Origin of the sequence: Solwaraspora sp. WMMA2101, assembly GCF_049179175.1 — a bacterium.
GTDB lineage: Bacteria > Actinomycetota > Actinomycetes > Mycobacteriales > Micromonosporaceae > Micromonospora_E.
In genome coordinates, this window is the sequence record NZ_JBMHMA010000006.1 from 1,740,428 (window position 1) to 1,755,737 (window position 15,310).

Annotated in this window: 13 protein-coding genes; 9 read left to right on the top strand and 4 right to left on the bottom strand. The window is 73.7% G+C overall.

Annotated features, from left to right (window positions below; translation table 11 throughout):
• Position 1: 1 nt before the first annotated feature.
• Genes ACN28F_RS08550 through ACN28F_RS08575 form a run of 6 tightly spaced genes read left to right on the top strand, consistent with a single transcriptional unit; the run spans position 2 to position 6,079 of the window.
• A complete protein-coding gene (locus ACN28F_RS08550) occupies positions 2–1,267 on the top strand; it encodes a hypothetical protein (RefSeq protein ID WP_289207503.1) in 1,266 nt (421 codons plus the stop codon).
• 34 nt (positions 1,268–1,301) lie between these two features.
• Positions 1,302–3,893, top strand: a complete 2,592-nt coding sequence (locus tag ACN28F_RS08555) for a nitrate- and nitrite sensing domain-containing protein (RefSeq protein ID WP_421357410.1) — start codon at positions 1,302–1,304, stop codon at positions 3,891–3,893.
• The gene (locus tag ACN28F_RS08560; protein WP_289207505.1) at positions 3,890–4,375 is read left to right on the top strand and encodes a roadblock/LC7 domain-containing protein; all 486 of its coding nucleotides are present in this window, start codon (positions 3,890–3,892) and stop codon (positions 4,373–4,375) included. Before ACN28F_RS08555 ends, ACN28F_RS08560 begins: the two co-directional genes overlap by 4 nt.
• Positions 4,372–4,905, top strand: a complete 534-nt coding sequence (locus ACN28F_RS08565) for a DUF742 domain-containing protein (protein WP_289207506.1) — start codon at positions 4,372–4,374, stop codon at positions 4,903–4,905. The genes ACN28F_RS08560 and ACN28F_RS08565 overlap by 4 nt, the downstream gene beginning before the upstream one ends.
• A 22-nt stretch (positions 4,906–4,927) precedes the next feature.
• Positions 4,928–5,530, top strand: a complete 603-nt coding sequence (locus ACN28F_RS08570) for a GTP-binding protein (protein ID WP_289211080.1) — start codon at positions 4,928–4,930, stop codon at positions 5,528–5,530.
• 24 nt (positions 5,531–5,554) lie between these two features.
• Positions 5,555–6,079: a hypothetical protein gene (locus tag ACN28F_RS08575; protein WP_289207507.1), complete on the top strand. Its 525-nt coding sequence runs from the start codon at positions 5,555–5,557 to the stop codon at positions 6,077–6,079.
• A gap of 17 nt (positions 6,080–6,096) precedes the next feature.
• On the opposite strand, the gene ACN28F_RS08580 is transcribed toward ACN28F_RS08575, so the two are convergent.
• The 3 genes from ACN28F_RS08580 to ACN28F_RS08590 all read right to left on the bottom strand — a co-directional run bounded on the left by ACN28F_RS08580 (position 6,097) and on the right by ACN28F_RS08590 (position 8,798).
• Complete coding sequence (locus tag ACN28F_RS08580; RefSeq protein ID WP_282225890.1) at positions 6,097–6,489, bottom strand: cupin domain-containing protein; 393 nt, start codon at positions 6,487–6,489, stop codon at positions 6,097–6,099.
• 111 nt (positions 6,490–6,600) lie between these two features.
• Positions 6,601–7,191 (bottom strand): TMEM165/GDT1 family protein, encoded by a 591-nt coding sequence (locus ACN28F_RS08585; protein ID WP_289211081.1) that lies wholly within the window; start codon positions 7,189–7,191, stop codon positions 6,601–6,603.
• A gap of 395 nt (positions 7,192–7,586) precedes the next feature.
• A complete protein-coding gene (locus ACN28F_RS08590) occupies positions 7,587–8,798 on the bottom strand; it encodes an RNA-guided endonuclease InsQ/TnpB family protein (RefSeq protein WP_421357411.1) in 1,212 nt (403 codons plus the stop codon).
• A gap of 155 nt (positions 8,799–8,953) precedes the next feature.
• On the opposite strand from ACN28F_RS08590, the gene ACN28F_RS08595 reads away from it, so the two are divergent.
• From ACN28F_RS08595 to ACN28F_RS08605, 3 genes are all read left to right on the top strand, one after another.
• On the top strand, positions 8,954–11,056 hold the full coding sequence (locus ACN28F_RS08595) for a hypothetical protein (protein WP_421357412.1): 2,103 nt from the start codon (positions 8,954–8,956) through the stop codon (positions 11,054–11,056).
• Positions 11,040–12,395 carry an Hsp70 family protein gene (locus ACN28F_RS08600; protein WP_421357413.1) on the top strand — a complete coding sequence of 452 codons (1,356 nt, stop codon included), beginning with the start codon at positions 11,040–11,042 and terminating at the stop codon, positions 12,393–12,395. The genes ACN28F_RS08595 and ACN28F_RS08600 overlap by 17 nt, the downstream gene beginning before the upstream one ends.
• 69 nt (positions 12,396–12,464) lie before the next feature.
• On the top strand, positions 12,465–14,540 hold the full coding sequence (locus tag ACN28F_RS08605; protein WP_421357414.1) for a hypothetical protein: 2,076 nt from the start codon (positions 12,465–12,467) through the stop codon (positions 14,538–14,540).
• 36 nt (positions 14,541–14,576) lie between these two features.
• Here the strand turns inward: ACN28F_RS08605 and ACN28F_RS08610 are convergent, their stop codons facing one another.
• On the bottom strand, positions 14,577–15,272 hold the full coding sequence (locus ACN28F_RS08610) for a hypothetical protein (RefSeq protein ID WP_289207512.1): 696 nt from the start codon (positions 15,270–15,272) through the stop codon (positions 14,577–14,579).
• Between the last annotated feature and the right edge of the window lie 38 nt (positions 15,273–15,310).

Sequence of the window (15,310 nt, forward strand, 5' to 3'; positions counted from 1 at the left end):
GATGCAACCTGCACACGAGACCGTACGCCGGAGGCGACGGCTCGATGGACCACTGCTGCGATCGGCGGTCACCGTACTGGTGCTGGTGCCGGTCTGCGTGCTCTTCGTCCAACTGTGGCGCGGCACGTCGGCCGACGTCGCCTTCGCGCAACGGGAACGAGAGGGCGTGGCCTACCTGGCCGCGCTCAACGAGCTGACCATGGCGCTGGTCGACGCCCAGTCGGCCGCCGTGGCCCGGCAGCCGGTCAACGCCGAGGCGCTCACCCGGGCGTTGGACGCGGTGGCCGAGGTCGACCAGCGCGTCGGCGCCTCGCTGCGGGTCCAGCAGCGCTGGACGTCACTACGGGCGGCCGTCGAGGCGTTGCCGGACCGACGTTTCGACGAGCCGACGGCGGCGTTCGACGCCTACCGGCAGACCACCGACCTGCTGCTGGCGCACTACGACCGGATCCGGGAAAGCTCCAACCTGGTCCGTGACCCGGAAGGCGACGCCTACCACCTCTCCGACGGCGCGGCTGAGGAACTGCCCGAGGCGCTCATCGCCACCGGGCGGTTCGCCGACCTCGCCGTCCTGCTGCCGACCCGGCCGGCGCAGGAACGGCCGTTGGCGCTGGTCGAACTGATCGGTGCCACCAGCGACATCCTCTCTCCCGCCGACGACCTGGCCAGCAACGTCCAGGCTGCGGTGGAGAGCACCGACAGCCGGACGATGAGCAGCAACCTGCTGACCCAGGTGGACCGGTTCCAGCGCAGCATGGACGCCATCGCCGCGGCGGCCGCCATCCTGAACACCGCAGCCGCCGAACTGGCCCGGGCCGCGCAGTCCGAGGACGACTCCGGCGACGGCACGGGCAGCGACGGCGGCAGCGGCAGCGACGGCGGTTCCGGCGACGACGACCGGGCCACCCGCGCCGCCGCTGTACCGGACCTGGGACAGCTGGTCGCGCTGCGGGGGGAGGCGCAGTCGGCGGGGGCTGAACTTGCCGGCACGATGCTGGCCGAGCTGGACGGTCTGCTGGCCGACCGGATCAGCGGGTCACAGCGCGACCAGTGGCTGTCGGTCGGCGTACTGATCCTGGCGGTCTGCCTGGTCAGCGTCCCGGTGCTGCTCGCGTACAGCGCGGCGGCGGGGCCGCGCACTCCACCTGTCGGCACCGGACCCACCGACGGCCCGCCGGCGACCGGCGGCCGGGCCGGGCCGGCCGACGACGCCGACGGGGTCACATCGGACAGCCGACACTGGGAGCCGACCGTTGCTGCTCGATAGACTCCGCATCCGCGGGAAACTGGCGCTCCTGGTCATGATCCCGCTGATCGCCGTCGCCGCGCTGACCGTGCCGATCGTCGTCGACCGCGTCGCGCTGGCGGCCCGGGCGGCGGACACCGTACGGACGGTGCAGGTCGGCGGGCGGATCGGCTCGCTCGTCCAGGACCTCCAGCTGGAACGGCTGCTCGCGGTCGGTCACCTGGTCGGCGCGGTCGACCGTTCCCGGCTCGTCCTGCACGAAGCCGCGATCACCGACCGGATCGCCGACATCCGGGCCGACCTCGGAGCCGGAATCGGCCCGGAGCTCGACGCGGCGGTGGCCGCGGTCGACGACCTCGCCGAGACCAGGGCCGGCGTCCTGGCGCGCACCGCCGACAGCGACCAGGTGATGACCACGTACGGCAATCTGATCGTGCGGCTCATCGACGCGTTGCACCTGGTCGACACGGCCGACGTGGCCACCGCCGAGGGCCGGCAGATCGTGGCGTTCGACGCCGCGCTGCGCCTCGACGACGCGATCAGCTCCGGCGCGAGCCACATGCTGCTGGTCGTCGCCGAACGCAGCCCGCAGGCGGCGACCCGGTACGCGATGAGCCTGGTCTCCACCCAGGAGAACGCCGCCCGGTTCAGTCGCTTCGCCTCCGCCGACCAGGTGGCGCTCTACACGCTGGTCGAGCAGGCCGTCGACGAGCGGCTCGGCAGTGGCTTCACCGACGACTCACGCAGCGGTGCCCGCGACGGGTTCACCGTCGACCCGACCGAGGCACTGGCCGGGCTGTCGGTCGACGCGCTCTTCCCCTCGTTGGAGTCGCTGATCGCACTCGGCCGGTTCGTCGAACGCAAGATCGTCATCGACGTCACCGTCGACGTCACCGAACGACAGAACCAGATCCTGCTGACCGCGTACGGCGTGGCCGCCGCCGCCGGGCTGGTGCTGCTGTCGGTCGTCGCGCTCAGCCTGGTCGTCGCCCGCTCGGTCGCCCAGCCGTTGGCGCGGTTGACCAGTTCGGCGAACCGGGTCGCCCGGCTCGCCGAGGCCGAACTGGTCCGGGTCGCCGACGACGAGACCGAACGGCCCGACCCGGTGCGACTGGATCCGGTCGAGGTGACCGCCACCGACGAGATCGGCGACCTGGCCCGCGCTTTCGACCGGGTCCAGCGCACCGCCGCCCGACTGGTCGAGCGGCAGGTCTCCGGCCGGCGCAACGTGGCGCAGATGTTCGGTCACGTCGGCCGACGGACCCAGAACCTGGTCAACCGGCAACTCGCGGTCATCGACCGGCTGGAACGCGAGGAGACCGATCCGAAGCGGCTGCAACATCTCTACCGGCTGGACCACATCTCCAGCCGACTGCGGCGCAACGCCGGCAGCCTGGTGGTGCTCTCCGGGTCGACCGGAGCCGAGGAGCACATGGCGCCGCTGCCGGTGTCCGACGTCATCCGGCTCGCCCTCGGCGAGATCGAGGACTACACCCGGGTGGACGTACAGGCACCGGCCGGCTTCGCCATCGTGCCCTCGGCCATCGCGGACCTGGTGCTGCTGCTGGCCGAGGTGATGGAGAACGGGACGGTCTTTTCACCGCCGCACACCAGGGTGACGGTCGGCGCGGCGGCACGCGGCGACGGCCTGCGGATCAGCGTGGTGGACAGCGGGCTCGGCCTGTCGGCACAGCGGCTGGCCGAGGAGAACGCCCGACTGACCCACCGGGAACGTCTCGATCTGGTCCCCACCGAACTGCTCGGACTGTTCGTCGTCGGTCGGCTCGCCCGCCGGCACGGCATCGCGGTCGCGCTCGACGCCACGGCGGGTGGCGGGGTCACCGTGACCGTCGACCTCGGGCCGGAACTGCTGGTGCCGACCGTCGCCTCGACGCCGGCCCCACCGAGGCGGATGCCGCCGCCGGGGCCGGTCCCGGCGCGGCCGTCTCCGGTGGGCACGGCCCCGGTACGGCCGGCCCCGGCCACCCCACAGCCCGACCGGCCGGCGACGCGGACGTCGGTCGGCACCGTCGGCGACGTCGGGGCGGATCCCCGCTTCGACCCGGCGGCACTGCACCGGGCCACGACATCGCTCGACACCGGTACGCCATGGAACGCCTTCGGCACCGCCGCACCCGGCAGCTCCGGGGCACCCGGCGGTGCGGACAGCGACCAGGCCACGGGCGCAGCCGGTCCCGCCGGGTCGGTGCCAGCCGCGACTGAGCCGGCCGCGACTGAGCCGGCCGAGTCGGCCCCGGCCGGGCGCGGCCCGCTGCGGCAACGGGTCCCCGGTGCCCAGCATCCGGTCGGCACCGGCCCGGCGGCGGTCAGCGACACCCCGACCGACCCCGGGGCCGCGCGGGCCCTGCTCGAAGAGTTCGAAGCCGGCGTACGGCGGGCGCAGCAGCAGGTCGCGCGGGATCCGGCCGCGCAGGATCCGCAGGTGGCCGGGTCGGCGCGGCTGACCCAGCGCGTACCGGGCGCCAGCCTGCCCGACCGACCGACGGCCGCACCGACGGCCAGCGCCTCCTGGCCACCGGACCCGCAGGCCGCGAAGGACTCGTTGGACGCCTTCGAAAGCGGCGTCCAACGGGCACTCACCGAGATCACCGGACACCCTCAGCACGGCAAAGGACCAGACCGATGAACAGCCCGTACACACCGGACACCGCCGAGCGCCCGACCCCGACCCCGGCCGGGACCGCGAACGGCCCGCTCAGCGCCGAGGCGCAGACCTTCAACTGGTTGCTGGACTCGTTCACCTCCAGCACCGCCGGCGTCCGGGAAGCCATCGCGGTCTCCTCGGACGGCCTGCTGATGGCGATGTCCGCGATCCAGGACCGGGCCAACGCCGAACGGTTGGCGGCGATCGTCTCCGGGATGACCAGCCTGGCCGGGGGTGCCGCCAACTGGTACTCCCTCGGCACCTTGAACCGGGTGGTGGTGGACATGGCCGACGGCTACCTGCTGGTCAGTTCGATCAGCAGCGGATCGGTACTGGGCGTGGTCGCCGACCGTTCGGCCAGCCTCGGCACCGTCGCGTACGAGATGACGTTGTTCGCCGGGCGCGCCGGTGGCGCGCTCACTCCCCGGTTGATCGCCGAGTTGAAGAACTCCGTCCAGTCGTGACCCGGTCGCCGTTCGGGGCGGACGATCCGGCCGAGCCGCCTGTGCGGATCCGCCCCTACCTGCGTACCCCGCCGGTCGACGGAGCCGGACCGGACGACGGTCGTGGTGGTACCGGGCATCCGGTTCCACCGCCGGCCGCCCCGGCTGGCGCGGGAGCCGGCCCGACCGGCGCCCCGACTGCGGCGTCCGGGCTGCGGCCGTTCGTGCTCACCGCCGGCCGGGTCGCCGGCGCCGACCCGGACATCGGGTTGGAGACCCAGGTCACCGCGCGGGTGCCGGACATGTTCGCGCCCGCGGCACCGCTGCACAGCCTGGCACCCGAACTTCAGGCGATCATCGCGCTCGCCGCTGACCCGATCTCCGTGGCGGAACTCTCCGCCCGGCTGGGGCTGCACCTCGGGGTGACCCGGGTGCTGGTCGGTGACCTGCGGGCAACCGATCATCTCGACGTGCACGTACCCGACGTCGAGGCCCCTGCCGATGCCGACACCATCCTGCGAGTGATCCGTGGACTTCGTGCCATCTCCTGACCCGTTGGCCGCCGGCCTGCCGATGCGGACCCGGCGGCGGCCCGCGCCCCGGCCGGCGACCCGTACCGCGCCGATCCCGGTGAAGATCGTGATCGCGGGTGGCTTCGGCGTGGGCAAGACCACCACTGTCGGGGCGATCTCCGAGATCGCCCCGCTCACCACCGAGGCGGAGATGACCGCCGTCTCGGTCGGCGTGGACGACCCCGGTACGGAGTCCGGCAAGACCACCACCACGGTGGCAATGGACTTCGGATGTGTCACGATCGACCGGAGCCTGAAGCTCTACCTGTTCGGCACCCCGGGTCAGACCCGTTTCGGCTTCATGTGGGACGACCTGGCGCGGGGTGCACTCGGCGCACTGGTGGTGGTGGACAGCTCACGTCTGGACGACTGCTATCCGGCGGTCGACTACTTCGAACGGGCCGGGCTGCCGTTCGTGGTAGGAGTCAACACCTTCAACGGACGGCTGAGTCACAGCATCGACGAGGTCAGGTGGGCGTTGGCGACGGACCAGAAGGTCCCGATCGTCGCCTTCGACGCACGGGACCGGCTGTCGGTACGTGACGCCCTGCTGGTGGTTCTTGACCGGGCTCTGGACCGCGCGGTAAGGAGTCAGCCATCCTGAGACGATGACAACGGGAGGTCGAAGATGCGTGGTGACCTGGACGACGCGCTCGCCCGGCTTGCCCGACGGGACCAGCTGCACAAGCGGGTCAACCAGGGCACCGACCGGGCCACGTCGGCGGCGGAGGAACTCGCCGCGGCCGTACGGCAGGTGGTGGAGCGACACCCGGGGCTGGCCGTGGTCGTCCGACTCACCGATGGTGACCAGTCGGTCGACCTGTCGGTGAGCCACCACGGCGGCCGGGTCGAGGTACACCTCGCCGGTCCCACGACGGCCGGCACCGCCACGGCCGGCCCGGCCACCCCGGCGAACCGTCGCACCAGTGACGGGCCCCGGCACGGGCACAACGAACGGCGGGACACCGGCACCGGCGCTCCGACTGTGATCACCGGCACCTTCAGCGAGCCGCCGGCGGTCGGTGTACCGACCGCCGGCGGACCACCCGACTGGCCGCCGCGTGCCGAGCCGCCGGCCGGCAGCCCGGCCGCCCGGCTGGCGGAGCTGATCCGCCAGGACCCGTCGCTGCTGGGCGGCACCGCCGACGGCTGACCGACGGCCCCCGGGGGTCAGGAGTTCGGCGGCTCGTCCTGGCCGGACTCCTCGGCCGCGTCGGCTTCCTCCTTGGTGTGGTGGACGGCGCCGTCGGCGTGCTCCGGCGGCCCGTACACCGTGTAGAGGACCAGCGGGTTGGGCCCGGTGTTGCGGAAGTTGTGCTTCGTACCGGCCGGGACCGCCACCAGGTCGCCCTGGGCGACCTCCCGGCGCTCACCGGCCACCAACGCCTCACCGACGCCGCTGACGAAGGTGAGGATCTGGTCGATCTCGTCGTGGACCTCCTCGCCGATCTCGCCGCCCGGCGGGATGGTCATGATCACAAGCTGGGAATGCTCACCGGTCCAGAGCACCCGCCGGAAGTCCGGACTCTGCTCAGCGACGGTGGCGATCGTGAAGTGCTCCATACGGTTCACCGTACCCACGGCGACCGGCTGTCACGCCTGTTGTCACGCACACCACGCCCCGCGCAGGTCACCCGACGCGGAGGTGCCGGACAGCCCGGCCCGGGGCGCAGGTCAGCCGGTCAGTTCCCGGACCGCCTCGACCAGCAGCCAGCAGCCGAACAGCACGAACAGGGCGGCGGCGCCGTAGGCGACGACCCGCTCGGGCAGTCGCCTGCCCAGCATCCGGCCAACCACGATGGCCAACGCGTCGGCCGCCACCATGCCGAGGGTCGACCCGAGCCAGGTACCGAACCAGCCGTGCCGGGTGGCCAGGGTGATGGTGGCGAGCATCGTCTTGTCGCCCAGCTCGGCGAGGAAGAACGCCGTGAACACGGCGATGATCGCCGACCGGGTGGTGCGCTGCGCCCGCCGGGACTCCTCGTCGGTGAGCGAGTCGCCGCGCAGCGTCCAGAGCGCGAACCCGAAGAACGCCACCGCCGCGACCAGGGAGATCCAGCCGGTGGGCAGCGCCACGCCGAGGCCGTACCCGATGCCGACGGACACCAGGTGCACGACGGCGGTGGCCGCGGTGATCCCGATCAGGACCGGCCACATCTTGAACCGGGTGGCGAAGGTCATCGCCATCAACTGGGACTTGTCGCCCAGCTCAGCTATGAAGATCACGCCGAAGCTGATCGCGGTGGCGGTCAGGAACCCGTCCATGGTGCCTCTCATCCGGTTCGGGCCGGATCGTGGGCACGCGGACCTCGACCCGGCTTGGACAGCCTGAGTCGAAGGTCTCGCCCACCTGACGACAGATCGTCAGGTCGCCGCGGCCGGGTGCGCAGCACCAGTGTGTCGACCGCGATGTTGGGAGCTACTCCCCCTCGCTGGGGCTGAGCGTAACGCGTACCGCAGCCGAATCCACCGGGAGTGACACAACACACGGGGGCGGCTCCGGCCGCCTCGGCAGTTTCCGTTACGTTCACCATCATCCGTGGCGAACGGCGCCCATCGCCCAGGGTGGACGCGGCGGCGGCGCTCGCGGACACTATGCCGGAGCTTCCAGAGATATCAATCGCCGAAACCGTGGTGAGGGCTTGACAATCCTCCCCGCCCTAATGGATGGGGATTCCCTGGGTCACCCCAGGGGGTTCCTGCTTCGCCGACGACCGCCCCGTCCGAGAGGAGGACTCCCGGTGAGGTCTTACACCGCCTCCACAGGCAGTCACGGAGAGCCCCTCCGCGAGGATGTTGCGGGCCGCGTTGACGTCCCGGTCGTGGGCCTGCCCGCACCGGCAGGTCCACGACCGCACCTGCAACGGCATCCGGTCAGCCAGTACGCCGCAGGCGGAGCATCGTCGGGTCGACGGGAACCAGCGGTCGACTACCACCAGGTCCCGGCCGTACCAGTCCGCCTTGTAGGCCAGCATGGTGCGGAACTGCCGCCAGGCCGCGTCGGAGATGGCGCGGGCCAGACTGTGGTTGGCCATCATGTTGCGGACGGTCAGGTCCTCGATCACGATCGTTTGGGTGTCACGAACGAGCCGAGTGGTGAGTTTGTGCAGGTGGTCGTGTCGGCGGTCGGCGATCCGGGCATGGATGCGGGCGACCTTCAGCCGTGCTCTGGCCCGGTTCGCCGAGCCTTTGGCCTTGCGGGCGAGGTTGCGTTGGGCGCGGGCCAGCCGATCGCGGTCGCGGCGTTCGTGCCTCGGGTTGGGGATCTTCTCCCCGTCCGAGAGGGTGAACAGGCTGTCGAGCCCGGCGTCGACCCCCACCACCCCCGACGCGGCCGGGGCCGGTTCGATCCGGTCGTCGCAGAGCAGGGAAACGAACCAACGGCCCGCCGCGTCCTGCGACACCGTCACCGTCGACGGCACCGCACCCTGCGGGAGTGGCCGGGACCAGACGATGTCCAACGGATCAGACATCTTCGCCAGGGTGAGCCGGCCGTCGCGCCAGCGGAACGCGCTCGTCGTGTACTCCGCCGACCGCCGCGACCGCTTCTTCGACTTGAACGTCGGATACCGGGCGCGTTTCGCCCAGAAGTTGGTGAACGCGGTCTGCAGGTGCCGCAGTGCCTGCTGCAGAGGGACGCAGGAGACGTCGCCGAGGAACGCGAGTTCGTCGGTCTTCTTCCACCCGGTCAGCATCGCCGACGACTGGTTATAGGTGATCCGTTCCTGGCGTTGGGTCCACGCCTCGCTGCGGGCGGCCAGGGCCTTGTTGTAGACCAGCCGGACACAGCCGAACGTCCGGGCGAGCTCTGCGGCCTGCCCAGGGGTCGGGTAGAAGCGGTACCTGAACGCCCGCTTCACGGTCCTGGACACAGTCCACAGTCTAGCGATCCGGTCGTGAGCCGTGGGGCAGCGTGTGTAATGGGCGCCGATCCGCCCCGGCGGCGGATCGACTTTCCCTGTCCCGCTCCGCGGGAGTTCCGATTCCTCCCCGGCCTGAAGGCCGGGGTATCCACGGAAGGAATCCGATGACCTTGACCGAGCCGAACCTGGTGGTCGACGTGGGTGCATCGGGTACGCGGGTGGCGCTGGTCGTCGCAGACCAGACAACCCTGGTCAAGGAGCCGGCCAGTGGTGCCGCGAGCTGGCCGTCCTCGGTCTGCCTGGCCGACGAGGGCTTTCTGGTCGGCACGCCGGCCGAGGTGCGCAAACGCGCCATGCCACGGCGCTACATCGACGGGCCGCGCCGCGCCGTCGACGCCTCCGCCTCCATCTGGCTGGAGCACCGGGAGGTCACCGGCCCGGAAGCGCTCGCCGCCTACCTCACCGTCGTCGGCAACGAGACCCGGCAGCTGTTCGGCCTGGGGCCGATCGACCGGCTGACGCTGACCGTACCCGCCGACTACCTGCCCGGCGACCCCCGGCGGGACACGATGATCGCGATTGGCGAGGCGGCCGGCTTCCGCGACGTCGAACTGATCGGCGGCGCGGTCGCCGCCGCCCTGGATCCCCGTACCGACAACCTGCCGGCCGGTGCGCTGGTGCTGGTATGCGACCTCGGCGCGACCTGGACCACCGCCATAGTGCAGGTGTACGGCAGCCACACCGTCCAGCTCGCCCAGGAGAGCAGCCCCGCCGGCCAGGAGTTGGACGCGCTGCTCATCAACGACCTGCGGACCCAGGGGCGCACCTGGCTGGAGCCGTTGCTCGCCGCACCCGGTGACGCCGGGCTGCGGGCCTACTACGAGGCGATCGACTTCGTCCGTCGGTTGAAGCACCAGCTCGTCGACTCCGACGAGGTGGTCGACCACCTGACCCCGCTGTCGCCGCCGTACCGGCTCACCCGCGACTGGCTGGAGGCCTTCGCGGCGCCCGCCCTGCGGTGGCTGGTCGACAGCGTCCACGGCGTGCTGGGCACGGTCGGCGCCACCACGGCGGACCTCGCCGCGGTGGTGGTCTCCGGTGGCGGCGCCCACCTGTCCGCCGCGCACGCCGCGGTGCGCTCCGGCCTCGGCTACGAGCCGCCCGGCGGTGCCCACCGGGCAGCGGCCCCCGAGCCGCTGCGGGTCGCCGCGGAACCGGAGCTGGCGGTCCTGCGTGGCGCGGCCCGGTTCGCGGCGGGCGCCGCCGGACGGGTCGTCACCGCCGACCCGCCCCGGTGGCGGGTCGAACCGACGTCCTGGGAGATCCCCGGCGGCCGGGCCCGGCTGGCCCGCTGGTGCGTACCGCCGGGCGAGCCGTACCAGGCCGGGGCGGTGCTGGCCCACATCCGTACGCCCGACGAACGTGTCTTCGAGCTCACCGCCGCGCAGCAGGGTCGCCAGCTGGGGCAGCAGGTGGCCGTCGGTGACCTGGTCGGCCCGGTGCTGGTGGTGGCCGCCGCCAAGGACGCGACCGCGCTGCAGGGTCAGCCCCCGCCCCGGCGCCGGCACCTGGAATCGACCGGCAGCTGGCTGCTCACCCCCGACGGTGAGCACCTGGTGGAATGCGACCGGGCCGCGCGGCTGATCCGACTTCGGGCGATCGCCGACGACACCGTACGGGCGGAGTTCCGCCCCGACCACGGACCCGGCGGCGACCCACAGGGCCGGGTGTACCTCGACCCGGAGGGCCGGCTGGCGGTGGTCACCTGGGACACCGACGGCTTCCTGTCGGTGTGGGACATCGAGACCGGCAAACTCACCGTACGGTTCCGCGACCCCGGCGAACCGCACCGGGTGCTGGTCGACGAGACCGGCTGGCGGGCGGCGGCGGAAGGCCGCATCAGGGCCGTCGGCCGGTACCGCCGGACCGTCGTGACGCTGTGGGATCTGCGGACCGGCGAGCGCATCGACCGGATCACCGACGACGCGTGGCAGCAGCACCTGCCCGAGTTCGCCGAGCAGAGCCAGCTGGGTGGCTTCGGCGCGAGCGTGGTCAGCGCCGACGGGCAACTGCGGGCCAGCGTCGCCGACAGTCTCGACGGCATCACCGCGATGCTGCTGCAGGACACCGTGACCGGGCAGGAGCTGTTCCGCGTCCTGGGCGGCACCGGGCAGCGGCTCCGGGTCGGGTTCAGTGCCGACAGCCGGCACCTGCTGGCCAACTGGGAGTCCAACGAGCGGAGCCTGATCGATGTCTGGGATGTCTGAGCCGCCGGTCCTGGTGGTCGACTTCGGCACGTCGTCGTCGGCGGCCGCGGTCGTCACCGGCGACGTCGTCACGCCGGTGCCGGATCCGGTGACCGGTGCCCCGGCCTGGCCCTCCGCGGTGCACTGGGACGGCCAGAGCATGCTCGTCGGTGCCCTGGCGGAGCGGCGCAAACGCTCCGAGCCGACGGCCTACGCCGCCGAGTTCAAACGCGGGATGGCCGCGGACGTGCCGGTGCTGCTGGGCGACCGCCGGTTCCGGCCGATCGAGCAGGTGGCGGCCCTGCTGACCGCGCTGCGGGCGGAAGCCGAACGGCGCTGCGGCCACCCGGTACGCCGGACCGTGGTAACGATCCCGGCGTCGTACGCCCCGGACGACCCCCGGCGGGCCCAGATGATCGCCGCCGCCGAGGCCGCCGGGCTGGGCCCGGTCGAGCTGCTGCCCGAGCCGGTCGCCGCCGCGTTCGCCCCGGTCGCCGGCCCGGCACCGGTCCCCGGAGAACTGGTGCTCGTCTACGACCTCGGCGGCGGCACCTTCGACACCGCGCTGGTGCGCATTGACGAGCGCTGGCACGAGGTACTCGGCCACGCCGCCATCGACGACTGCGGCGGCCGGGACATCGACGCGCTGCTGGCCGAACGGATCCACGCCGACGGCCAGCAGTGGCTGACGCCGCTGCAGGCGACGGCGGCGGCCGACCAGTCCGCGCCGGCGACGTTGCGGCTGCAGATGGCGGTCACCGACTTCGCCAAACGGATCAAGCATCAACTCAGCGACACCTCGACCGTGGAGGACTTCCTGCTGCCGGACACTCCGGCGTACCGGCTGGGTCGGGCGGACCTGGCGCAGCTGGTGGCGCCGCTGCTGGACCGGACGATCGCCTGTTGCCGGCAGCTGCTGGCCGACCTGGCGGTGCCGCCGGCCAGCCTGGGTTCGGTCCTGCTGGTCGGCGGCGGCGCCCGGATGCCTGCGGTGGCCGACGCCGTGCACCGGGCGTTCCAGCGTCCACTGCGCCAGGTCGAGGAGCCGGAGCTGGCCACCGTGCAGGGCGCGGCCCGGTGGCTGCCCCGCAGCGGACCCCGGGTGATCCGCGCGTCGACCGAGACCACCCGGATGGTCCCGGTGTCGTTCGCGATCCCGGGCGGATCGGCCCGACTGCTGCGGTGGCTGATCGTCCCGGGACAGCCGTACCCGGCCGGGACGCCGCTGGCCCGGGTCCGGCTGCCCGGGGGCGCGCTGTGGGACCTGGCAGCCGGTGCACCGGGCAGCCTGGACCGGCTGCTGGTGCCGCCGAACGCCGAGGTCGCCAGCCACCAGTGGCTCGCCCTGGCCACCCCCTGACCCGGCGACGACCCGTGACCCGGTGCCGGGCGTCGGCGTTGTCAACGCGTGCGCGCCGAGGAACCAGCAGTGTCCAGCGGACCGGCCGAGCCGCCCTCGGACCCGTCGACCGAGCCGCCCGTGGCCCGGTCGGCCGGGGCGGTGCCGGACCGGCTGCCGGTCCCGTCGCGGGTGCGGCCCGGCACGCCGACGCAGCGCCACTACGACCGGCTGGTGCGGGTGGCGTACCTGGTGCTCGCGGACTCGACCGAGCCGCTGGCCGGCCCCGGTCGCCGCGCCACCGACCAACGGATCGCGCGGGCGCACCGGGTGGTCCGCTGGTCGCTGCCGTGGCGCCAGGTGACCGACGACGAGTACCTGTGGCTGCTGGCCCGGGTGGTCCGCCGGGCGGCCAACCCGCCCCGGTTCACCGTCGCCCTGCCGGGGCACTGGGGCCGGCCGGTGCCCGAGGAGGACGACCCGCAGTCCGACCGGCTGCTGGCCGCCCTGACCACCCTGCCGACCCCGGTACGCGCGGGATACGTCCTGCTGGTCGTGGAGCAGCTGCCGCCCCGGGACGCGATCGGGGTGCTGCACGAGGCGGGCTGGCCCGACCCGGTCGTCCACGTAGCCGCCGGGGCCGCCGAACGGCAACGGCTCGCCGACACCGAGGGCATCACACCGGCCCGCCAGCGGCACCTGCTGACCGGACCGCTGACCGACCCGATGACCGTCCGGCTGCGGCCGCCGGACCAGCGTACGGTGCGGTGGGCCCGGCTGGGCCGGCTCGCCGCGCTGGCGACGGTGCTGCTGGCGACGGTCGCGGTGACCGCGACGCTGTCCCCCCGGCTGGCGCGGTTCCCGCCCGAGGTGGCCGGACCGGCGGTGGACGGTACGGGCGCACCGGCGCCGGACGGCATCCGCCGCGTCGGCGACCAGGCCTGGCGTGGCGCCGCCCGGCTGAGTCTGGCGTCGTGGCCGACCCGGGGTTCCCGGACCGACGACACCGCCCTGGTGACAGCGGCGCTGGACAGCTGGCTGGCGCTGGCCGAGGCGACCGCCGGGGACCCGGCGGCGCGTACGGCGGCCCACGGCGCGACCGACCCGGACGGTGCCGCCGCCGGGCTGGCGGTGCGGACCGGGACCGGGGTGGTCACCGCCTTCGCCGCCCCGAAGGTGCCGGTGACCGCCCCCGTCGGGGCCGCCCATCTGGTGTACGCCGGTGAGCTGACCGGTGCCGGAGGGTCGACGGCAACGGTGGCCGTGCTGGCCGACGTGAGCCGGGTCGCGGTGTTCCGTACCGCTGGTGCCGACCGGTCGGTGCGGATCGAGCCGGCTCCGGCGGCGGACGCCCGCGCCGCCAGCGCGATCCGGCTCAGCGCGCCGACGGAGCCGGCCCGGTACCTGGTGGCGCCGTGGGTCCGGCAGGTGCAGTCCCGCAGCCTCGCCGGTGGTCAGTGGCACGAGCTGGCGGTCCGGTCCGGAGTGACCGACCCGGTGCCGGCCGGGCACCACGCGGCGGCCGACTCGGGCGGCTGTTGGGCGGGGCCGTTGCTGCGGATGCAGGTCACCGAGGCGGGGGTCGACCGCCCGTTCACCCTGGCCGACCTGGGGCGGGTTCCGCTGAGCCGGCTGAGCTACCTGTCGCCGCAGCGCGACCCGGGGCAGAGCGTCGACGACGCGGACACCCCGGCCGGCGCGCGGGCCTGGTCCGGGCTGGGCTGCCTGGCCGGCGAGCTGTCCGGGCACGCGCCGCATTCGGTGCTGGCCTGGGAGGTCTGGGCGGGGACCCTGCCGGGGCGTGCCGACGAGGTCCGGCTGACCTGTGTGCGGGCGGAGCTGCCGCGGGACGCGAACCTGGTGGCGGCGGTCCTGCTGGTGCCGGACGCGCCGGCACGGGCGGTGGCGACCGCCGCCGACACCCGGCTGTGCAGTCCGCTCGCGCCGGCGGTGGCGGTGGCCTGGTGGTGGGAGTCGCCGACCGGTGGGTGGCATCACGTGACGACCAGCGGCGGCGCGGTCGCGCAACTGGAGGTCACCATCCGGGGGCAGCGGCAGCAGGGCACCGGGCTGCTGGTGTCGGCGGCGCATCCGGACGGCCCGGTGGGGCCGGTACGGGTCCGGGCGACCGACCAGGCCGGCCGCGCCGTCGCGGTACTGGACTGACGCCGGTCCGCACCGCCTCGACCGTCCGGTCGGGGCTCATCGCCGGCGGCGACCCCGGTCGGCCCGGTCGGCGTTGTCGGCGGCCTCGGCGGCCTCGACGGCAGCGGCGACGGCCTCGGCGGCCAGTGCCCCGGCCGCGACCTCGGCGATCCGGGCGGTGTCGGCGGCCCGCCGGGCGGTGGCGGCGAGTACGTCGTGTTCGCGCCGGGCCGCATGGTCGGCGGCCCGGTGCTGGTCGACGGCGCGGTCGAGCGCGTCGCGCAGGTCGTGTCCGGCCGGGTCCGGGTCGCCGGCCCGCCGCCACAGTTGCCGCAACTGCTGTACGGAGATCTCGCCGCGCCGGTACGCGGTCAGCGCCGCCCGGCTGACGTCGCGTTGGTGCTGCGCGGGCACGGTCGGTGTCCCGGCGGTGGCCGGGCGGCGCTGCCGGGCCGACCGCAGCGCCTGCTGGTAGCGGGCGCCGGCGGCCTCCTGCCGCTGCCAGGCCGCGTCGCGGTCCTGTTCGGCGGCGATCGCGACGCGGCGGGCCTGCTCGGCGCGGGCGTGGGCGACGGCGGCGGCCTCGGCGATGGCGGCGGCCTCGGCGGCCAACTCGTCGGCCTCGGCGCGCAGCGCCCGACGGTCGACGCCCGGCTGCGGGTCACGGACCGCCAGCGCGGCGAGGGCGAGCAGGGCGAGCAGCACCAGACAGCTGGCGAGCAGCAGGCCCCACATGCCGGCGCCGGTCACCACGCGCTCTCCCAGGGTGGGTCGGACCGTCCCGCGCCGAC